The organism is Butyrivibrio sp. MC2013 (assembly GCF_000424585.1).
In the GTDB taxonomy this organism is placed as follows: Bacteria; Bacillota; Clostridia; order Lachnospirales; family Lachnospiraceae; genus Butyrivibrio.
The window spans coordinates 22,988-45,542 of record NZ_AUKE01000025.1 but is presented as its reverse complement, the minus strand read 5'-3'; the positions used below and the strand labels follow the sequence as shown (position 1 = coordinate 45,542).

The window sequence follows — 22,555 nt, the reverse complement described above, 5'->3', positions numbered from 1 at the left end:
AATCTTCCTTTCTACAGACTGATTGACAGTATATCAATCAATCCAGCGACAATCAAAGGTATCAACTAAAAGTCATTCAGAGAGGGTGCTAACACTATTTAACCACATGCTTGCATGTGGTTTTTTGTTGTCTCATGACCCTAACAATCATGAGGAAGAAAGCTTTCTGCTTTGCAGGAAGCGATTTCCGAATGATTGTAGAATTGCGAGAGCAGCTTTGCTGCGAAGCAATTCGTATATCATTCATAGTGTAGATCATTCTATTTAACCGTTCAGATGTTCAAACATCACACAATTTTCTCTTGTGCAAAAATACATCTTACAAAATTCCGAAAAAAATAATCATATATACTATCATATTTTCAATTTTTATTGTATAATACCTATTGGCTTATGATTATTTGATATTTTTATAACAATGATTTTTGTCGGTCAGATCGCTGAAATACAAAGGATATATGCACTACCGACATGGAGGTCGTAATGAAACGTTTCATCGCACTATTAGTTGCAGGTTCAATCTTTGCCGGAATCACTCCACTTTCAATGACAGAGACTGCTATGGCAGCAGCTTCATCATCAGTCAGTGTCTTTGAAGAGGACAGCTATCTCTCCGACGTTGAAGAGAATAGAGAAAATGCAGCTTATACCAAAGAAGAAGATACTACAAACACAGGAAGAGCAGATACCTTCAGCGTCAGCAATAATTCTATAGAATCATCTACAACAGATGATACTGTAGATAACGCTGTTACAGTAGTGAACCCATCAGAGGATATCGTATTCCCGGTAACAGGATATATAGAAGATCCTTCTGATATAGAAGTTCAAAGCGTATCCGACGGTGCTGCCAAAGATCTCTTCTCAGTGCAGTCTGTATATCTGCCCAGCAAATATATCACTCCCAATCTCCCTCCTCTCAGGGATCAGAACCCCTATGGGACTTGCTGGGCTTTTGCCACTACAGGACTTGCAGAGAGTAATCTCCGTCTGACCGGGGTGATAAATGACCCTGATCTGTCAGAGCTTCATCTCTCCTACTTCGTATACAATCAGGTAACGGATCCCCTTGGAGGCACAACGGGCGACAGCTCTACTACCCCTCAACCACTTAACATTGGAGGAAATGTAATCTGGGGCCTTAACCTTTTGGACAGCTGGACAGGCTATGCCAGTGAAAATACTGCCCAGTACTCAAAACAGGCCTCCCTCGTTCAGTCATCCGGACTGGACACCGATCTGGCCTTCGATGATACAGTACATCTTCGCAATTATTATGAAGAGCCTATAGAATCTGACACTAACAAGATAACAGCCAATAAACACGAGAATATAAAGAAGTTGGTAAAAGAGTTTGGCGCAGCCTCAATAGCTTTTTATGCCTACAGCAGTATGAGCGCAGTTACAAACGGTGCAGCCTATAACGATGCAACCAATGCATATTATAATCCTAATGACAACGGATCCAATCATGCTGTTGACATAGTGGGATGGGATGATAATTTCTCTAAAAAGAACTTTGCAACTGAGGCTCCAGGAGACGGTGCTTTTCTCATCAGAAACAGCTGGGAAACAGGTGATGGAAATGATCCTGAAGATAACTATGGCTATGCAGGCTATTTCTGGATGTCTTATTACGAGGCAAGTCTTTCAGGCCCCGCCATTGCCGCAGAGTTTGTATCATCGGATGATTATGACAACAATTATCAATATGATGGCGGTCTGAGCACTTATTCAACATCTGCCATCAAGGCTGCTAACGTGTTTACAGCACATGCTGCAGGCGCATCCAAGGGCGAATGGATAAGAGCTGCATCCTTTTACACCGGAGATTCAAATGTTGATTACACAATAGATATATATACAGGACTGACTGACAGCAGTAATCCCGAAAGCGGTGAGCACGCAGGTACAACTATGGGACGTACCTCTTATGCTGGCAAACACACCATCGATCTGGATGAATCCGTGTTCGTAGCTTCAGGTGAGAGCTTCTCTGTTGTAGTATCACTCACCAAGGATAATGAGCCTACATATATAGGCGTTGAGACCGGTCTGACGATCAGATCAGATTCCGGCATCATCCGCACCACGGTATCCGCAAGCGAAGGCCAGAGTTTTATCTATAATAAAAGCTTCATGAGTAACAACGCAAGCTGGGAAGATTTTTCAGCCAAAAACTCTGCCAACATCAGAATCAAAGCTTATACAGACAATGCAGGAAATGAGACGGATTTTCTGCCCGAGAGCGTATCTTTTACAAACCTGACATCAGCAGGCAAACTCAGCATCGGAAAAGGAGAAAGAACTAAGGTAAAGACTTCATTTCTCCCTGCTACGACCACCAAAAAGGACCTGATCTGGACCAGCAGCAACGAAAGCATCGCTACAGTAATAGATGGAGTTGTGGAAGGTATAAGTGAAGGAAGCGCAAGAATTACTGCAACGAGTAAATACAATAGTAGCGTTACTGCTTCTTTTGAGGTAACTGTTGTCAAAAAGCTTCTAAGCCTGGGTCTTGCAACTAACTTCTATAGTGCAGAAACCGGAAACAGCTATAACAGGATCTATTGCTATCCGAATCCTTCTGACTACAGCACTGATTCCAAAGCTGTATGGACTGCCGAAGATGAATCAGCTGTATGCTTTCAGGAGATACCTTCAGAACCACTAAACACCTATGTGACTTTTCGTAAACCCGGTGAACATAAGGTAACTGTGACCCTGGACGGAATAAGCAGAACTACTTCCTTCTCAGTCTTCCCCGGAGAAGACAGTTACAATTACAAGATAGATGAAAACAACGCTGTAACTTTAAACTGGCAGGCCTTTGACAATGTTGACAGTTATGAAGTCTACAGAGAAAACATTTCAATCTACTCGGTAGATGCGGTTGCAGGAAAGAGTAGCTACAGCTATACTGACAACTATTACGTAGGTAAAAGTAAAACAGATACAGTCACCTATTACATCTACTACACCATTGATGATATGAAACGTGGTGTAGTTATCAGGGCTGATTTTGAAGATAGGACTGTTAACTACACTGTAACCTTTGATTATGGCTATGACGGAAACATTCTAAAACAAACCGTAAAAAATGGAAGCAAAGCCACAAGTCCTGCACCTGCAAGGCCGGGCTACAAGATCAGCGGTTGGTATACTGACAAAGAACTCACCAAACAATACAACTTTAACACCCCTGTTAATTCCTCTTTTACCCTTTATGCAAAGTGGAAATTCACAGATAGCGCCATCAAAACAAGTAGGCGTAGCATCAGCATTTTTAAAGGCGAGTCAGAAAGTATAGCAGCATACTCCTACCCTTCAGGCATGGGCAGTGGCATCAGTTACGAAAGCCAAAATGAGTCTATAGCTACTGTGGATTCTCAGGGTAATGTCACCGGTATATCAGCGGGTAGCTGTAAGATAAAGCTCACCAAGGAGACTCTCACCACCTACGTAACGGTTACAGTAAATGTTAAGAAGCCCCAAAACCTGTCCACCGCAAGCATAAGCATTAAGGCTAAAAATGGTGGAAAGATCTACTATAAAGATGGCCTGGATGCGAATAATCTGGAAGTTGTTGCCAAGATCGGAAAATCAGTTATCCCTTCCGAATATCTAAAGATAAGTGAACTTCCTCAAAAAGTCGGAACAGGATATGCAGTAGTAGAAGTAAATGAAGATGGAAACAATAACGGCTACTATGGCACTAAGAAGGTCAAGATCACATCCTATGCTGACAGAAAGATAAATAGCAGCAGTATTAACTTTGGTAGCTTTGTCAGCAGTATAATGTACAGTAAGAAATACCTGGCAGATAACGACGACTTTAAGCAGCAGGATGTCACCCTAACTTATAAGGAAACAGGTGAAAAGCTAACTGAAGGCGTCCACTATACCGTTTCCTATAAAGGAAAGCTTAACAAAGTCGGTACTATCAAAGTCACCTATAAAGGCCTTGGAAGATACTCAGGCAAGGTCACAAAGACCTACAAGATCACCCCCTACAACGGAGAGCTTGAAGTGACACTTAAAGGCTCTCAGACTGAGCTCACTTACGTAAAGGGTGGTGTAAATCTTAAGAACAATATGATTGTCAGCGAAGCCGGACATAGCTTAAAGTATGGCACTGATTACAAGTTCACAGTCCTCAAAAAGTCTAACCTTAAGCCCGGTACCCTCTCCTATAAGCTGATAGGTCTGGGCAATTACAAGGGTATCTCCGAGCTTAGGACAGAGACCATAGCAGCAGGGGATCTGACAAAATGCACTGTTACAATAAAAGACAAAAAATATACCCGCAGTAAAAGCGGCTGGAAATCAGCTCCAAAGATCAAGGATATCAATGGCAAGACTCTGACAGCTGGTAAGGATTATACAGTCTCTTATAGCTACGAAGGCATGGAAAACGGTACTGTTCCTGCCAAAGGATACGTAAATGTTACCATTACAGGCAAAGGCTGTTATGCCGGTTCTGAACTTACAAACAAAAGCTATCTGATAAAATAAGACCAGACTGATTCCAAAAAAACACTATAAAAATAGCAGTGAAATGATGAGTGATCATTTTTCACTGCTATTTTTTCTCATTAAATAATTCATGCTTTCACTAGAAATGACTGCCCTATCAGATGCCAGGCTCTCATATCATCACCTGAGCCTGTCAGACTCAAATCTGGCCACTGTCTCAAGGCACCTTCTAAGCTCTGCCATTCTGTCGTAGACATCTCCGGGCCTGATCTCAAAGCCTGCTGCCACTCCCAGAACATCTATCATATCATCGGTCACTATAGGGCGAAGGGATTCCAGGATACCTATCCTCTCCTTGGCAGAATCACTGTCCATAAACTCCAGCACCTTGGGATCCAGGCCAAACTCACTGGCTTCCTGCTGCTGTGATCTATGCATATAATCGGGATTGGGCATATTGTCATTTGCAGAGGATCTTTCCTCCTTTATGGCGCCGTCCCTGCTCTTAATATCATCTCTCTTCTGAGGTCTGATGATCTGTGATGCCTTAGATACTTCATTTTCTTCTCTTTGAGGACGGGCAAAGAATTCTCTAAGCCCCTGGCTCCTGGCATCTTTGCCGTTATTACTGTCTTTTGCAGCCCGGGTCTCTGCGGCCTGAACTTGCCTATTTGCTGCAAGCTCTGTTCTGTCCACAGGCATAAACCTGTATTCCTGGTCTGCATCAGGGTATTTGTCCTTATCCACCTTGCTCATGAACATATCAAGAGGTCTGGCATAGACTTCATAGTCACCGTATAAAGCCTGATATATGACCAGCTCCTGTCCGGTCTCTGAGTGCCTTGCTATAGTCAGCACCTGATAGAGCTTTCCTTTAAAATGTCTGTATAAACTCATGGGAATAGGTCTGTCCATTATCATGCTCCTTTCGACGCCTGCTGAGAACACTTGATCAGTATCATCTCGACACTTATAATATCGCTAAGTCTGCCACTTCTGATCGCCTCATCATTTTCAACGCACATTCTAAGATATGAGCGCAGCTGGGGTATGCTGTATCTCCCCGACCATTTAATATATTTATCTATGATCCACCTGGAGGATCCCAGCATGGATGCGATCTGGTCGGAGCTATAATGCTGAGCCTTAAGCTCGCTCACCTGCAATATCATGTTAAACTGCCTGAATATCAAGGCCTGTATCTTGGCCGAAGGCTCCTTTAGTGCCAGGAGGTCATAGTAGAGATTTACAGCCTTCTTTTGATCACCGTCTGCCACTGCATCTGTCATGGCGAATATCTGACTGGTAAGCCAGCCTGCACATACTTCATCTATATCTTCCCTGGTGACCACGTCTCTGCCATGAACATAGGATATGAGCTTCTCCAGCTCATTTGCCTCATTAAACATGTCTGTGCCCACAGTCTCAATGAAGTGGTCTGCATCAGCTGCAGTTATCTTGATCCCCTCCTTGCGAAGTCTGCCTGCTATCCACATACGCAGGTCCGATTCCGAAGGTGTGGTACATTCTATGGTAAATCCTGATTTAGACAGAGTCTTGAAGATATCCTTCCTCTTATCTACCTTGCTCTCTACAAAAACAAAATATGCTGTCTCCGAAGGAGCCTTGAGGTATTCCGACAGTTCCGGTGAGCCGTCCTTGAAAAAGCCCGAGTCCTCTACTACTACCACTCTCCTATCTGCAAAAAATGGCATGGTCTCAGCAAAATCAATTATCTCTGCCACATCCCTGTCCTTGCCATTGACCCTAAGATAATTCATAAGGTCACCGCCGCCAAGGAGGGCATCCTTTAACTTGTCCCTGACCTGGCAGCGAAGATAGGCTTCATCTCCGTATACCAGATATGCATGGACAAAAGCGCCGCTTCCTATCTGACTCACTATCTGTTTGTATTTGGAATTGTACTCCGAAGCTTTGACAGCCGGCATCAGAACTCCCCCACATATTTCATTTCCGACATCCCCCATGGGGCAGTCATTACTGTGCTATTATAGCACTTTTGCATCCCCTGCCACAATCCCGCCTGGCAGATACATGATTCAAAAAATATAATCTTATCGCCCAAAAGCTATCTCTCCGTCCCCATCTATAGTCACAGCTCCCATTTCATAGGTGATATAATAGCTGCTCCCTACGCTGCTGAGCATCTCCAGAGTCTCCTTATGAGGATGACCATAGGAATTGTTCCTGCCTGCAGAGATCACTGTAACATCAGGGCTTAATATATCCAGTAGCTCTTCGTCACTGCTATAGCGCGAGCCATGGTGAGGCGCCTGCAGGATATCCACATCTCCATAGGCCTGTCCTTCTGTCCTTAGATAGTCCTTAAGTTCCTCCAGACCTTCCTTCTCAACATCGCCTGTCAGCATGCAGCTTTGATTCTTATAGCTCAAGTGTAATATCACAGAATGAGCATTAGCCTCATCAGATATCATGCCTTTTACCGGTCCCAGACAGTTGATATCTACAGGAGATGAGGATCTTCCAATGGTAAAGTGATCCCCTCTTTTGATATAGCTTATTGCCACTCCCGCTCTCCCTGCTGTAGCTTCCAATTCTCTGTAATCCTCTGTCCTTGAGGACTGTGCACAGTCAGGGAGCACCAGTCTCCCTATCCTGATACCGCCTCTCTCCATACCCTGCAGCAGCTCCAGTATCCCTGAGTAATGGTCTGCATCTTCATGGGTGACGATTGCCGCATCCACATAGCCTATCCCTCTGTACTTCAGATAGGGCTCTGTCACATAGCCGCCAATTCCATCCCTGGAGCTGGAGCCCTGGTCTACCAGGATAGTATCTCCTCCTGCCTCCACTACTATGCCGCTGCCCTGTCCCACATCCAGAAAGGTGAGCCTGAAATCAGGCCTGAGCCTTATAGATAGGATAATCACTGCCAAAAGAGGCAATGCCCAGGGTCCATATAGCTGCACTGGCCTTTTCTTCCGGCTCCTTGCAGGCTCTGTGGTCAATATATGACGGCGGACTATGATAAATACAGCCAGCAGCACATAATATATGACTATCTGCCGGATATCAGCCCTGCCAAGATATGCTGTAGATCCCGGAAGCTTCCTGAAAAGTAGACACAGCTCCTTGTAATAGCCAAGGATCATAGTTGCCCCTATCCCCGCAAAGCCGCCAAAGCCCTCCAGTACAAAGTCCATGAGGATAATGGATATCCCCAGTATGAGCAGGATGGCCACAAAGGGCAATACCAGGATATTGAGAAGGATAGAATATATGGGATAAGTATAGTAATAATTCATCTGCACAGGAAGGGTCATCAACAGGATGGCCATGCCTGCCCTTATGGTATCCATGCTCCTTTTGATAAACAGAGGATAAGTGTCAGGAAGCTCAGGTATAAGAGGTAGTATAAGGGCTATCCCCAGTACTGCACCAAAGCTCAATAGGAAGCCGCTATGGTATATATACATAGGCTGACTGATGATAAGGAGTATAGCTGCCAGGGATATAGCTGTGAGCATGTCATAGGTCCTTTCCAATATCTCTGCCATAAGAGCCAGGATGAACATGATAAGAGCCCTGACTGCCCCTGCTCCCATACCGCACATCATGCAATAGGACAGAGTAAGCGTCAGTGCCATGAGCCTGGCGGCACTGCCGGGGATGTATATCCTTTTGAGGAGCCTGTAGAGCCCCATACCCAGTATAGATATATGCAGTCCTGATATACTCAGGATATGTATGATACCCATATCCTGATAGAGATCCTTTATCTCAGCATCCATAGAGGCTCTGTCAGCCAGGAGCATAGCCTTCATGACTGATGCATCTTCCTTATCAAGGCTTCTATCAAGAGCCTTTGATGACCTGAGCCTTAGCCGTGCCAGATACTGCCTGACAATGTCCCGTCCTCCCCTTGAGCCCGTGATCTGTCCGTCATATATCCTGTATTCAGTTTTCAATATCTCATAGTAACTGCGGCTGTCAAATTCTCCGGGATTAGTAGCTGCTGCAAAAGGGGCATAGCTTCCCCTGACACTGATATATTCTCCAATATCAGGTACTTTGCTGCCCTCCTGCAGATACACTTCTGCGCCAAGGTCAGCATTAGTGCCGGCAGCTATACGGATAACGGCTATTCCCGTCCCGTAAGCAGTATCCCTGTATTCAACTTTGCTCACATATCCTTCCGTGGTAATTACAGAGCCCTTCTCCATAAGCGGCCCTTCATATTCATGTGGGAACAGATACAGACAAACACAGACAGCCGCTGCGATCAGCCCCGCAAGGAGGCACAGCGGTCGTTTGAACATAAATTATTTTCCTTATAAATTCTAGTTTTTGATGATCTCAAGATTTCTCTCAAGAGGCTTGGACAGATCGATGCTATCCATAAATTTCACATCGGTCTTACCGTCAATAGATATCTGGACTTTGTTAACCTCCGGGTAATCCACAAGGGAGTTGACCAGAGAATATATAGCAGTTTCTGCTGACACTTCATAGGTCTCTGTCAGGAACTCACTGCTCAGGTCCACATAGCAGATGCCATCTCTGACGCTGACTGAATCTATACCTGTAGCAGGATTGATGGTGGGATATACAGTCTCCATATTGGGGCCCTTGATCAGCTGTTCCACTGAAAGCCTCTCCATGGATATATTACTGTTATATACAACGGTCCTGTATACTGTAACCAGTCCGTCTCCTGCCTCATTGGCAAAGTAAAGGGTCAATGTCACCTTCTCATAGGTATTGATCTCATTGCCTGCATTGTAGATAAAGGTATCTGCAGTCATATTACCCACTGCTATATTCTCAGGCTTCATAAGAGGCTTACCCTCTATGGTAAATGCCACATAATCCACTCCGTCCACCTGGGAGAGGGTCCTGACTACAGCTGCCCTGTCCAGGATCTCTGTGATATCGTCAATTGAGCTATAGCTCTCTGCATAATCCATGGTCAATATCCTGTCGGAGAGATTATAGCCCTTCAGATTCATCTTGCCTGTTATGGGAGCCAAAAGGCTGGGATTATCAGGTGTAGTGCTGAGCATCAGTATCAGCTCATCTATGACAGCAACAGGATCTGCCTTATCCGAAGTCAAAAGGTAAGGTTCTTCTCCCAGCGCAGTCTCAGCAGAATTGACATAGTAAATCTTAAATCCACTGATTTCCTCTGCAGTCTCATGGGTATCAAAAAGAGGCCCGCAAGCAGTCAGACACATGAGCGCCGCAGCCAGAACAAAGGACATTATTCTATTTCTGCCTCTTCCAAATCTATCAGTCATATCGCTCCGAATTATCCCTTAACGTAGCTCAGTGGTACCTTAACAGTAAATGTAGTTCCTTCGCCCAGGGTACTTGCTACATCTATAGTACCTCTGTGCATCAGTATCACGCTTCTGGTGATGGACAAGCCAAGGCCCGTACCGCCTATCTCTCTGGATCTGGATTTGTCCACTCTGTAGAAGCGGTTAAAGATCAGTTCAATAGAATCCTCAGGTATTCCTATACCGGAATCAGATATGGTGAGTATAAAGTTCTGATGATCCGCATCCAGGATCACCTTGACCCAACCCTGATCCCTGTTGTATTTGATAGCATTCTCCACCAGGTTCATAATAGCCAGGGAGAGCTTGACTTCATCTATCTGTGCAGTCACTGACCTTCTGGAATCAAAGGTAAGCTCTATATTGTTCTTTCTGGCTATGGGACGAAGGCGCCTGAGGATATTCTCTGTCATCTCATTGATATCAACATTGGAGAGCTTGAGCTCTGTAGCTGTCTTATCCATCTTGACAAGAGCCAGGAGGTCATCTATGATCTGTGCTTCTCTATCTACCTCACTACTGATATCCTGCATAAAATCCTGATACATCTCAATAGGTGAATCCGGCTGAGCCATAAGAGTATCTGCCAGCACCTTCATGGATGTAATAGGAGTCTTGAGCTCATGGGACACATTGGACACGAATTCCTGTCTAGAATCATCCAGAGCTTTCATCCTGGCCCTAAGCTGATTAAAAGCTGTCACAATATGCTGAGTCTCAATATAATCAGGCACAGATATCTCTTCATCACTGTAGCCGGCCTTTAGCTCATTGATAGCACTGGTGATCCTGTCAAAAGGTCTAAGGAGCACGCTGGCCATGATGATAGAGAAAGCAAAGAGCACTATGATAATGATCAGCTCTATGGTCCTGGCCTTACTTCCCAGAATGCTGAGAGTAGTACTGATATACTCAGTTGATACAGATATGAGTATGACGCCCTGGACCTTGTTTTCCCCGCTGTCATCGCCTCCGGACGAAGCGTTCTTGATAATGGGAGTTGTGATCTCGATATAGCCGTTATTGGCATCATATACAGAGGTAGTGCCGTCATTGCCTTTTCTAAGGCATTTCACTACTTCTTCGGATATGATGGTCCTCTTCTCACTGATGCCATAGGTATCTCTGATGATATTCAGATTATCATTGATGATCATGACTCTTCCGTCATATAGATTGGCCAGGAGTGTCAGCTCTGCATTGACTATCTCATTGGAAGTATCCTGGAGATATCCATAGGTGATAAGGTGATCTGCCAGGATCCTGGTCTGGGTCTGTACCTCTGATGTACGCAGACTGATAGCTCTGGCTTCATAGTTCTCCAGAATAACGAAATGTACCACAAGACACGCTGCTACTCCTGTAAGGAATACCAGCAGAAAAAGTCTGGTCCTAAGGGACCTGAGAAAAAAAGATAAGCTGTATTTATGAAAAACGCCTGAAAATCCGTTATGAAAATCCATATTTCCCGCCTATATCAGGCCTGAAAATAGTAGCCTGAGCCCCATTTGGTGCGAACATATCTGGGTTCACTGGGATTAGATTCGAGTTTCTCACGAAGTCTTCTTACGTGTACATCAACAGTCCTGACATCTCCGGGATAATCATTGCCCCAGATAGCAGTAAGAAGGTCTTCTCTTGAATAGATCTTGCCGGGTGTTGAAGCAAGGAGCTCCAGCACTTCAAACTCACGGCTGGTGAGGTTGATCTCCTTACCATGCACGAATACTCTGCGGTATTCCTCGTTAAGCTTGAGATCTCCGTAGGTAACTTCACCCACAGGCGCTTCCTTGGCACCGGTCCTTCTGATGATAGCCTTGATCCTGGCCTTGACCTCCAGGATATTAAAAGGCTTGGTGATATAATCATCTGCGCCATATTCCAGGCCCAGTATCTTATCCATATCATCGCCCTTGGCAGTCAGCATGATAATAGGCACATTTGAAAACTCTCTGATAGCCTGACATACCTCAAAGCCAGACAGCTGAGGAAGCATTACATCCAGGAGAATAATATCATACTTGCTGTTTTTGGCCATTTCCAGAGCAGTCTCTCCATCATAGGCACATTCTACTTCCATGCCTTCTTGTTCCAGAGAATATCTCAGTCCCTTTACTATTACCTTTTCGTCATCGACTACAAGAGCCCTTCGAGCCATTGTCCTACCTCATCTCTTAATATAATATCGTCAGACCACTATACGGTTCCTGATCTTGTCAAACATCTTCTCTCCGATACCGGAGACCTTCATGATATCATCTATCTTATCAAAGCTGCCATGCTCCTGCCTGAAGGCTATAATGGTCGCCGCCTTGGCCTGTCCTATCCCGGGAAGAGTCATGAGCTCAGCTTCAGATGCTGTATTGATATTAACAGTCCCAGCTAAAGAGCTGTCAGATTCAGACTGCACATCCCCCGCAGTAGATATACCATAGGCAGCTTCAGATGATGACTGCTCCCTGCCTCCAACGGCAGTGTTTGCACCTGATGCTGATCCTGAAGTCTCCTCTAGGCTTGGAACATCTATCTTCATGCCATCAGTAAGAGGAAGCGCCAGATTGAGATACTCCCTGTCAGCTGTCTCGGTAAAGCCGCCTGCTGTCTCAATAGCATCCGCCACCCTACTATCACCGGGCAGGGTATATACACCTGCATCAACAACTTCTCCGCATATAAAGACTGCTATATCAGCCTCTGCCATTCCTTCCTGAACCACGGGATTGTCCGCTTCCCCTACTTTATCAGGATCTCCGGCAGCAGAATCTGTCTCTGAAACCTGCATTGAGGCGCTGCTCTCATCTGGGTCGCACCTGTTATCTGTGCCAGAAAAAGCCTCGCTGGTTTCTTCTATCTGCAGTCCCTCATCCTTAAGTCTGCAAGCAGTTGCAGTTATGGTGAGGATAATGAACAGAGATGCTATTATTATCTTTCTACGGTGAATTAGCTTAAATGATCTTTTAATATTTTGCATGTAACCTCCATGTGGAGGGTCCCGCCATGCAAAATCTATTCTATGCTAAAAAGCAAAAGCTTTCAAGTAGCTAACCCTTAGTTGTCTTCCACATCCCCCAAGAGCGACACTTTTTCATTAAAAACTATGGGGTCTAAAGTCACTTCTTTGCCCCTCAGCTGGTATTCAACCACCTCATCTACGCCCTTTAATACTTCTCCGGGATCTGCACCGTTCCATATCTTCTCAAGTGCGATCTCCATCTGCATCCAGAAGCTGGAAGTACCTATCATCTTGGGCATAGGGACTGATGTCTCATAGGCTTCAAGGAAGCTGCTCCTCCTGGCATCCTGGAATTCAACTCTCTTATTGGCAGATACCTTGTCCGTCATCTGATAGAAATCATCATCTGTGAGACATGTGAGCCACTTGGCTACAGCACCCGCTTCATCAATGTTTTCGCTATAGCCATTAATAGCAATACATCTGGTCACAGACATAGTCCTGGTCTGATAGTCATCATTGATGGCAGGAACAGGGATAACACCTATCTCAAACTCAGCATTACCTTCCTGTCTGGCAGCCTTGATGGCAGCCATGCAGTCTGTGGTAGCCAGGGTAAATACAGTCTTGCCGTCCAGGAAATCCTGAAGTGTATCAGCATAATCAGACTCTGCAGAGTCTATAGCAAAGAACTGGCCCAGCTGCTGATAGAGCATCATACATGCAATTGTATCTTTGTTATATATATCGCACTGTCCGGGATCGTCTCCTGCACTGCCGCCCAGGTTCAGATAATTGCCCAGCATAAAATAGTTATAGAAAATATCCGAAACGTCCCATTTAAATACAGATTCCACAGTCTCAGGAGCATTATAATTCTCAGCAAATTTGATGATATCGGATATGGAAGTGGGAAGCATCTCTTCAAGCTTCGCATTCACCTCTTCATCAGTGACTTCCACAGAAGCCGCTTCAACATTTTCCTCTTCTCCCTGGGAGGGGCCTTCACCGTTTGCTTCTATGTCAGCCAGGAGCTTCTCATTTTCCACGCTGTCTCTGGCTGCATCCTTAAGATAGGTCTTGTTATAGAGAAGGGCACTGGTCTCAAAATACCAGGGATAAGCTATGATATCACCCTTATAGATAACTGAATTAAGCGCTGCAGTGGGATATCTGAAAAAGACTATACTGTTATGATCGGGAACAGATATGGCAAGGCCTGCCAGATACGCCTTTTCCAGCGCATCGTTGGTAAGCACAAAGAGATCAGGATAGTCCTCGCCCTGGGCAGAGGCAGCAGAGATCGCTTCAAGATAACCGTCTGCAGCTACCAGAGTAGGTACCATCCTCACACGCCTGTGTGATGAATTATATTTAAGAGCCTCATGAAGAAGATATGGAGTCAGAGCATCATCATCGTACCAGAGCTTGACTACTGTCTTTTCTCCTTCCCAGAACTTTGCGCCTGTAGCTTCTTTATCATAAGATACCCTGTCCGCATACAACATCATTACTGCCAGGATCAGGACAAGAGACAGTATAGCCCTAATACGATTGCCGATTCTCATATAATACAACTCTCCAATGGTTTATCTACAGATCAAAGTCCGCCCCATCAAAGAGATAATGATTCATCCAAAATAGAGATCATCTCATCAACATCATCCTTGCTGATAACAAGGGGAGGAACAAATCTGATAATATCACTGCCGGCACTTATAAGGATCAAGCCTCTGTCAAGAGCAGCCTTGATTACAGGTGCTGCGGGTCTGTCAAGGACCAGTCCCTGCATAAGGCCCAAACCTCTTCTGCCTTTGACACAGTCATGCTTTGCCGCCAGAGTGTCAAGCTTCTCCTCCAGATAAGGAGCGACAAGTTTCACATTGTCTATTATATGTTCTGACTCAAATAAATCAAGTACCTTGGATACTGCAGCACAGGCCAAAGGGTTGCCGCCATAGGTAGTACCATGGTCTCCTGCAACAAGTGAAGAAGAGGCCACCTTCTCTGTCATCATAAAGGCTCCTACAGGCACTCCGCAGCCCAGAGCCTTGGCAGATGTCATGATATCAGGCTTTACACCGTACTTCTGCCAGGCGTACATATATCCGCTCCTGCCCATACCGCACTGGATCTCATCCAGGATCAGGAGTATATCCCTTTCATCACAGAGCTGTCTGATAGCCTTGATAAAACCTTCCTCAACGGGATATATACCGCCTTCGCCCTGTACAGTCTCCAGGATGATAGCGCAGGTCTTATCACTAAGCTGTGCCATTACAGAGTCCAGGTCATTGAGCTGTGCAAACTTCACATGGCCTATCATGGGCTCGAAAGGTTCCCTGTATGCTGCTTTGCCTGTTACAGACAGAGCGCCGAAGGTCCTGCCATGAAATGAATGTTCCATGGCTATGATCTCATGATCTGTTCTTCCATCCCCCAGAAATGCATATTTCCTGGCTGCCTTGAGAGCACCTTCCACAGCTTCAGCGCCTGAATTGGTAAAAAATACCCTGTCCATGCCGCTGGCCCTTTTAAGCTTCCTGGCTGCATCTATGGCAGGAAGATTGTAAAAGAGATTGGAGGTGTGGATCAGCTTGTCTATCTGAGCCTTAAGGGCATCATTATACTCTTTTACCCCATAGCCCAGAGCAAATACTCCTATTCCGGAAGCAAAATCCAGATATCTCTTGCCGTTTATATCATAGAGAGATACTCCCTCACCCTTATCAAGCACTATCTGGTAACGATTGTATGTGTGGAGAAGGTCGCGTTCAGCACCATCTATCAGCACCTGCATCTTGTCTTCCATATCTATAAAACCTCCCTTAATCCTCATCTGCTTCAAATACAGTTCCGATACCTCTGTTGGTAAAGATCTCCAATAACAGACAATGAGCGATCCTGCCATCCAGGATATGGACCTTTCTGACTCCGTCCTTAACAGCCTTTACGCAGTTGCCAAGCTTAGGAAGCATGCCGCCTCCGATAAGGCCGGAATCTATCAGCGCTTCTGCTTCGCTGCAGGTCATGCGGCTGATAAATGAAGACTTGTCATTGATATCCCTGTATACACCTTCAATATCTGTAAGGAAAGCAAGCTTCTCTGCTCCTACAGCCTTGGCAATAGCGCAGGCAGCATCATCTGCGTTGATATTATAGGTATTAAAATCATCATCAAGTCCAATGGGAGCTACTATGGGCAGATAATCATTGTCCATAAGGTCATTAAGCACAGAAGGATCCACTCTGTCGATATCACCCACAAAGCCTATATCCTGACCATCTGAATACTTCTTTTGCACATGGAGCATGCCTGAATCCTTGCCGCTGATACTGATAGCCTTGACTCCCAGCTCCTGGACCATGGTCACCAGCTCCTTGCCCACACGGCCCAGCACCATCTCTGCTATCTCCATAGTCTCACTGTCGGTGACCCTAAGGCCATTGATGAAGCTGGCCTCCTTGCCCACCTTGGATACCCAGCTGCTGATAGCCTTGCCGCCGCCGTGCACGATGATAGGCTTAAAGCCTACCAGCTTGAGCAGTGTCACATCCTGTATGACACTCCTTTGCAGATCGCTGTTGCTCATGGCAGATCCGCCGTATTTTACTACGATTATCTTCTTATTGAACTTCTGGATATAAGGAAGAGCCTCTACAAGCACCTCTGCCTTCCTCATCACATCCTGCATATCTTTATCCATTACCTTATCTCCTCCATATATAGCATCGTGACCGATCAGTCACGCTCTTATCAAAAGGTCACGAGAGCCGCCTACTGTCAGCTCCTGTAATCAGCATTGATCTTCACATAATCATAGGTCAGATCGCAGCCCCAGGCCTCAGCGCTCTCTGTTCCTTCATTCATCATGGCAACCACAGTCACCTTCTTTTGCTTTAACACCTCTACTGCCTTATCTTCATCAAAGGCAAGGGGACAGCCTTTATCAAAAACATCTATCCTGCCGGCTGCGCTCTCAAAGTACATAACAACATCATTCTGATTAAAGTCTGCTCCCGAATAGCCCATAGCGCAGAGGAATCTGCCAAAGTTGGCATCGCAGCCATAAATAGCAGCCTTGGAAAGATTGGAGCCCACTATAGCTCTTGCCATCTTTCTGGCATCCTCTTTGGTCCTTGCTCCTTCTATCCTGGCTTCGAAGAGCTTGGTAGCGCCTTCGCCGTCTCCTGCCATCTTCATAGCCAGCTCTCTGCAGAGGAATCTGAGAGCACTTACAAAGCTCTCGTAATCCTCGTCCTTGTCCCTAATGCAGTCATTTCCTGCAAGGCCGCTTGCCATAAGTATCAGAGTATCATTGGTTGATGTATCGCCATCCACCGTGATCATATTAAAGGTATCATTTACCACTTCCCTGAGAGCTTCCTGCATAAGCTCCCTGTCTATATCCACATCAGTTGTAAGGAAGGCCAGCATGGTGCACATATTGGGATGGATCATGCCTGAGCCCTTGCTCATGCCACCCAGAGTAGCCTTTTTTCCGCCTACGCTAAAGGTCACAGCCAGCTCCTTGTTTACTGTATCTGTAGTCATGATAGCTTTGGATGCTGCAGTGCCTGCTTCTATTGAGGAGTCAAGAGTCCCTGACATAGCATCAACACCTGCAGATAGCTTATCAAGAGGCAGCTGCATACCAATGACGCCTGTGGAAGCCACAGCTACGCTGTCACTGGCTATAGACAGATTCTTTTCCACAGCCTCAGCTGTCACTCTGCATGCCTTGTAGCCCTCTTCTCCGGTACAGGCATTGGCTATGCCGGAATTGATGACTACAGCCTGCAGGTCCCTGCCTGCATCCACGATATATTTGTCCCACATAACGCATGCAGCTTTGACCTTATTGGAAGTAAATGTTGCTGCAGCCTTACAAGGTACATCGCTGACCAGCATAGCCATATCAGTCCTTCCCTGATACTTGATGCCAGCCGCGCAGCTTGCCGCCTTAAAACCTTTAGGAGCGGTAACTCCGCCCTTTATTATCTCCATACTCATGATCAGCACCTCCAAGCCTACCTTAAATATTGAACACTGTCAGATTATCTTCATTGATAGGATGATCGTAATAATTCATATCGCTTCTAAGCACCCAGCCCATCTTCTGCCAGAAAGCATTGCCTCCTTCATTTGTCACAAAAGCATTAAGGGCAACCTTGCAGATCTCTTCCTCTCTGAGCCTGTCCAGGCAAAAGTCCACCATGTGCTGTCCGATATGTCTTCTTCTATGATCGGCACGTACGCATACGTGGTAAAAGCATGCCCTCCTCCCATCATGGCCGCAGAGGATTGCTCCCACTATCTCTCCATCCTCTTCGCATACGCAGCATGTATTTGGATTTCTCCTTAGGAATTTCTCTATCCCTGCCCTGGAGTCATCTATGCTCCTGATGCCAAAGCCCTTAATGGACATCCAGAGCTTGTATACTCCTTCATAATCATCTATAGTCATTACCCTTATCATTTGTCCACCAGATTTCCAATTATTATTTGCCCAAATGGCATAGCCCTATTATCCAGGACCTGACAGTCTCTCTGCAGGTCTTTTTATTTATCAGGGGAAAGCAGGCACAAGGTCAAGGCCTGTATTCTCAGGAAGACCAAAGAGGATATTCATGTTCTGTACAGCCTGCCCTGCTGCGCCCTTGACCAGATTGTCCAGGGCTCCCATCATGATGATCCTGCCTGTTCTCCTATCAATCTCAAAGCCTATATCTACATAGTTGGAAGTCTCCACCCATCTGGTCTCAGGATACTCTCCCTTGTTAAGGAGCCTTATGAAATGCTCATCCTTATAATACTTCTCATAAACAGCAGCTATTTCTTCGTATGTAGGAAGCACTCCGTCCTTACTGGTCAGCTTTGCATATTCTGTCACCAGGATACCTCTGTTCATGGGCACCAGGTGAGGTGTGAAATTAAGCAGGAGCTTTCTGCCTGCAGCATATCCAAGCTGCTCTTCAATTTCCGGAGTGTGCCTGTGATTTGCAACTCCGTAAGGCTTTGCGCTCTCATTTACTTCGCAGTAGAGGTTGGCCACCTTGGCTCCTCTTCCGGCTCCTGATACACCGCTCATGGCATCTATGATCAGGCTGTCAACGTCTATGAGTCCCTCTTTGACCAGGGGATATGCTGTCAGTATGGAGCAGGTGGTATAGCAGCCCGGATTAGCTACGATCCTGGCACCTGCTATATCCTTTCTATTGATCTCGCACAGTCCGTATACAGCTTCCTCTATATAGGAAGGTGCCTTGTGCTCCAGCTTGTACCATTCTTCATAAACAGCTACATCCTTTAATCTAAAGTCCGCTGACAGATCTATGATCTTGACCTTTGATAATATTTCCTCATTTACAAGGGATGCACAAAGGCCCTGAGGAGTAGCTGTGAAGATCACATCTGCCTCACCGGATAGTTTGTCCATATCTTCATCCATGCACTTTGCATCCACTATCTTGAACATGTTCCTATATATAGACTCATATTTATCTCCGGCAAAAGATCTGGATCCGTACCATACTATCTCTGCCTGAGGGTGTCCCATCAGTATTCTGACTATCTCTGCTCCGGCATAACCGGTAGCACCTATTATTCCAACTTTGATCATAAAAACCTCCGCGGCGAATCTTTCGCTGTATTTACTTTAAATCAGTATAATCATACTATAGATAAAAAGATAATCAATGATCCACAGATCAAATGAAGAATGCTATATAAATTTGATGCGGATCTTACCCATTACATATAAATGTGATTTTGCATAAGTATAAGTCTATTATTTGGATTATGCAAGTATTATTTTTATAAATATGCATTTTTATAAAATAATGGCAAATATTTATACATTTTCCTATTGCATTTTAAAAAATACAGGTGTATATTCAAATCTAGATTTCGGATACGCAAGATGATAATTCATCAAGGAGGTTTACAGATATGAATAATAAAAAGGAAAAGGTTGTTCTGGCTTATTCAGGCGGACTTGATACTACAGCAATCATCCCCTGGCTGAAGGAAACCTACGATTATGATGTTGTATGTGTATGTGCAGACTGCGGACAGGGCAACGAGCTGGATGGTCTGGAAGAAAGAGCCAAGGCCAGCGGAGCAGCCAAGTTATATATAGAAGATATCACCGATGATTTCTGTGATAATTACGTAGTACCCTGCGTACAGGCTCATGCAGTATATGAGAACAAGTATCTCCTGGGCACATCCATGGCGCGTCCCGCCATTGCAAAGCGCCTGGTAGACATAGCCAAGAAGGAAGGCGCTACTGCTATCTGCCACGGAGCTACAGGTAAGGGTAACGACCAGATCCGTTTCGAGCTGGCTATCAAGGCTCTGGCTCCCGAAATCAGGATCATTGCACCCTGGAGGGATCCCAACTGGACACTTCTCTCACGTGAGGACGAAGAGGCATATTGCAAATCCCATGGTATCAACCTGCCCTTCTCCCACTCCAACAGCTATAGCCGTGACCGTAACATCTGGCACCTCTCCCACGAGGGTCTGGAGCTGGAGGATCCTTCCAAAGAACCCAACTACAAGCATATGCTGGTACTGGGTGTGACTCCCCAGGATGCTCCCGACAAGACTACAGAGGTGACCATGACCTTTGAAAAGGGCGTGCCCAAGACTGTAAACGGCAAGAAGATGAAAGTATCTGATATCATCCGCACCTTAAACGAACTGGGTGCCAAGAACGGTATTGGTATCATTGATATAGTAGAGAACAGGGTTGTAGGTATGAAGAGCCGTGGTGTATACGAGACTCCCGGTGGTACCATCCTCTATGAGGCTCACCAGCAGCTGGAAGAGTTGATCCTTGACAGGGATACTTATGCTCTCAAGAATGAGATGGGCTCCAAGCTGGCTTCTCTGGTATACGAGGGCAAGTGGTTTACACCTCTTCGTGAGGCTATATCAGCATTTATCGAATCCACTCAGCAGTATGTAACAGGTGAAGTACATTTCAAACTTTATAAGGGCAATATCATAAAAGCCGGTACCACTTCTCCTTATTCACTGTATAATGAGAGTATCGCTTCCTTCACCACAGGTGACATGTACGATCACAAGGACGCTTCCGGATTCATCAACCTCTTTGGCCTCTCTCTGAAGGTAAGGGCTCTGAAGCTGGCTGAGATCGACGAGAAAAAGAAGAAGCAGACAAAGAGTAATGTAAAGACAGCAGGCAACAAACCTTCTTCAAGATAAGAAAGGACATACAGCTTTGAATTCACTGACCATATTGCTAACCTACCTGGGCGTGATTAACTTACTGGGGCTCATACTCATGGGCTCCGACAAGAAAAAAGCCAGGACCAAATCCTTCAGGATCCCTGAAGCCACACTCTTTCTTGTCGCCCTGGCAGGTGGCAGTATAGGCAGCATCATGGGAATGTATATCTTCCGTCACAAGACCAGGCACTGGTATTTTGTAGTGGGAATGCCGCTTATACTCCTGATCCAGATAGGACTGGGAGTCTTCGCGGTGTGGTATGCCGACTTTACCTTCCTCTGATGACACGGCAGTGAGCTGAGTATAAAAAGTGAGGAGTACATGACTATATTTTCATTTCGGGGACGCTCTCGCTCCACACGTCCTCGCAGCGGTACTATGCGGCCATTTCATGCCCGCAAGTGCCGGCGGGCCGTGAGGCCCCTCATTTGAAATATATAGTCATGTACTCCTCTTTGTAATTATTATTTGGGATGCACCTCTATGCGGTATATACACGGATGTATCACCGCATGCTCAGAAGTGCATGGATGCACTTCTATGCGGTATATACACGGATGTATCACGGCATGTTCAGAAGTGCATGGATGCACTTCTATGCCGTAACCACAATCCCCCCATCATTGCAATACATAGAGCCGCAGCCTGCGGTATCAACCACAATAGTCTCCTTGAAATGAGCCTTGGCTTCTATCAGGTCTCTTACCAACATAGCTCTTTCATAGCAGTTGCAATGAGCTATGATCAGCCTCTTTTCTTCAGAGTCCTTGAGCTCTTTGATAAAGAGATCAGTCATACGAAGCAGAGCCTTGCGTATTCCTATGCCCTGACCCTTCTGCACGATCACGCCTTCTTCGCCTGCGCAGATAGGTTTGATATTAAGTGTTGTAGCTACCAGAGCCTTCATACCGGTCAGTCGGCCATTCTTCCTGAGAGTCTCCAGATTATCCAGAACAAAATATGTAAGCATATTATCGCGGAACTTCTCCATCTCTTTGCATATCTCATCAAAAGGAAGTCCCTGCTCCTCCAGGTCCATGATCTTGAAGACCATCTGAGCTTCACCGCTGCAGGAGGATCTGGAATCCACTACGAATATATCCTTGTCCCCGTGCTCTTCGTGATAGAGGTCTACTGCCAGCAGCGCACTGTTGTAGCTGCCGCTGAGACGGGATGTAAGAGTCACACAATATACCCTGTCTGCATCTGTCTCATATGCACGCATGAATCTGTCAGGAGACGGGCAGGCAGATCTGGGGCACTCCTCGCTCTCAGCCACATGTCTGAGAAACTCGGCCTGATCAAAGGTTTCATCATCTATAATGTGATAATCTCCAACTTCAAGAGCCAGTGGAACAAACTCAAACCTGGGATCCTTATGATATTCCGGGGGCATATCGCAGCAGCTGTCCATTACTATCTTGTAACTCATAACACTCCTCTTCCAATATACATAGTTTTGATTACTACATCATAACATTTAACAAACTGCGCGTAAAGGGCTTATACACAGCAATCGCTAATACTAAAGCTTTTGCTTTAAA

At 45.6% G+C, this 22,555-nt stretch carries 17 protein-coding genes; 3 read left to right on the top strand and 14 right to left on the bottom strand.

What is annotated here, in order from left to right:
- The first annotated feature begins 483 nt into the window (after window positions 1-483).
- Complete coding sequence (locus G636_RS19720) at window positions 484-4,515, top strand: lectin like domain-containing protein (protein WP_026508317.1); 4,032 nt, start codon at window positions 484-486, stop codon at window positions 4,513-4,515.
- A 141-nt stretch (window positions 4,516-4,656) separates the two neighbouring features.
- On the opposite strand, the gene G636_RS19715 is transcribed toward G636_RS19720, so the two are convergent.
- The 13 genes from G636_RS19715 to argC all read right to left on the bottom strand — a co-directional run bounded on the left by G636_RS19715 (window position 4,657) and on the right by argC (window position 19,373).
- Window positions 4,657-5,391, bottom strand: a complete 735-nt coding sequence (locus tag G636_RS19715; protein ID WP_051226994.1) for a DUF1653 domain-containing protein — start codon at window positions 5,389-5,391, stop codon at window positions 4,657-4,659.
- Window positions 5,392-5,393: 2 nt separating this feature from the next.
- On the bottom strand, window positions 5,394-6,425 hold the full coding sequence (gene holA / locus G636_RS0112420) for a DNA polymerase III subunit delta (protein ID WP_051226992.1): 1,032 nt from the start codon (window positions 6,423-6,425) through the stop codon (window positions 5,394-5,396).
- 126 nt (window positions 6,426-6,551) lie between these two features.
- Complete coding sequence (locus G636_RS0112410) at window positions 6,552-8,681, bottom strand: DNA internalization-related competence protein ComEC/Rec2 (RefSeq protein ID WP_026508315.1); 2,130 nt, start codon at window positions 8,679-8,681, stop codon at window positions 6,552-6,554.
- Window positions 8,682-8,798: 117 nt separating this feature from the next.
- Window positions 8,799-9,755, bottom strand: a complete 957-nt coding sequence (locus G636_RS0112405; protein ID WP_081668443.1) for a GerMN domain-containing protein — start codon at window positions 9,753-9,755, stop codon at window positions 8,799-8,801.
- 11 nt (window positions 9,756-9,766) lie between these two features.
- Window positions 9,767-11,260 carry a sensor histidine kinase gene (locus tag G636_RS0112400; RefSeq protein WP_026508313.1) on the bottom strand — a complete coding sequence of 498 codons (1,494 nt, stop codon included), beginning with the start codon at window positions 11,258-11,260 and terminating at the stop codon, window positions 9,767-9,769.
- Window positions 11,261-11,274: 14 nt separating this feature from the next.
- A complete protein-coding gene (locus G636_RS0112395) occupies window positions 11,275-11,955 on the bottom strand; it encodes a response regulator transcription factor (protein ID WP_026508312.1) in 681 nt (226 codons plus the stop codon).
- Window positions 11,956-11,985: 30 nt separating this feature from the next.
- A complete protein-coding gene (locus G636_RS19710; protein ID WP_051226987.1) occupies window positions 11,986-12,768 on the bottom strand; it encodes a helix-hairpin-helix domain-containing protein in 783 nt (260 codons plus the stop codon).
- A gap of 77 nt (window positions 12,769-12,845) precedes the next feature.
- Entirely contained in the window at window positions 12,846-14,318 is a 1,473-nt protein-coding gene (locus G636_RS0112385; RefSeq protein ID WP_026508311.1) for a sugar ABC transporter substrate-binding protein, read from the bottom strand.
- Between the two features lie 47 nt (window positions 14,319-14,365).
- Entirely contained in the window at window positions 14,366-15,562 is a 1,197-nt protein-coding gene (locus G636_RS0112380) for an aspartate aminotransferase family protein (protein ID WP_026508310.1), read from the bottom strand.
- A 16-nt stretch (window positions 15,563-15,578) separates the two neighbouring features.
- Window positions 15,579-16,457 carry an acetylglutamate kinase gene (argB, locus tag G636_RS0112375; RefSeq protein WP_026508309.1) on the bottom strand — a complete coding sequence of 293 codons (879 nt, stop codon included), beginning with the start codon at window positions 16,455-16,457 and terminating at the stop codon, window positions 15,579-15,581.
- Window positions 16,458-16,534: 77 nt separating this feature from the next.
- Window positions 16,535-17,758 (bottom strand): bifunctional ornithine acetyltransferase/N-acetylglutamate synthase, encoded by a 1,224-nt coding sequence (gene argJ / locus G636_RS0112370; protein ID WP_035779653.1) that lies wholly within the window; start codon window positions 17,756-17,758, stop codon window positions 16,535-16,537.
- Between the two features lie 28 nt (window positions 17,759-17,786).
- The gene (locus tag G636_RS0112365; protein WP_026508307.1) at window positions 17,787-18,230 is read right to left on the bottom strand and encodes a GNAT family N-acetyltransferase; all 444 of its coding nucleotides are present in this window, start codon (window positions 18,228-18,230) and stop codon (window positions 17,787-17,789) included.
- 90 nt (window positions 18,231-18,320) lie between these two features.
- Window positions 18,321-19,373 carry an N-acetyl-gamma-glutamyl-phosphate reductase gene (gene argC / locus G636_RS0112360; RefSeq protein WP_026508306.1) on the bottom strand — a complete coding sequence of 351 codons (1,053 nt, stop codon included), beginning with the start codon at window positions 19,371-19,373 and terminating at the stop codon, window positions 18,321-18,323.
- 329 nt (window positions 19,374-19,702) lie between these two features.
- Between argC and G636_RS18495 the strand changes: the two genes are divergently transcribed.
- On the top strand, window positions 19,703-20,986 hold the full coding sequence (locus G636_RS18495) for an argininosuccinate synthase (RefSeq protein WP_051226985.1): 1,284 nt from the start codon (window positions 19,703-19,705) through the stop codon (window positions 20,984-20,986).
- A 16-nt stretch (window positions 20,987-21,002) separates the two neighbouring features.
- Window positions 21,003-21,293, top strand: coding sequence for a DUF1294 domain-containing protein (locus tag G636_RS0112350; RefSeq protein WP_026508305.1), 291 nt, complete (start codon window positions 21,003-21,005; stop codon window positions 21,291-21,293).
- 313 nt (window positions 21,294-21,606) lie between these two features.
- On the opposite strand, the gene G636_RS0112345 is transcribed toward G636_RS0112350, so the two are convergent.
- Window positions 21,607-22,443 (bottom strand): DegV family protein, encoded by an 837-nt coding sequence (locus G636_RS0112345; protein ID WP_026508304.1) that lies wholly within the window; start codon window positions 22,441-22,443, stop codon window positions 21,607-21,609.
- Window positions 22,444-22,555 lie beyond the last annotated feature (112 nt).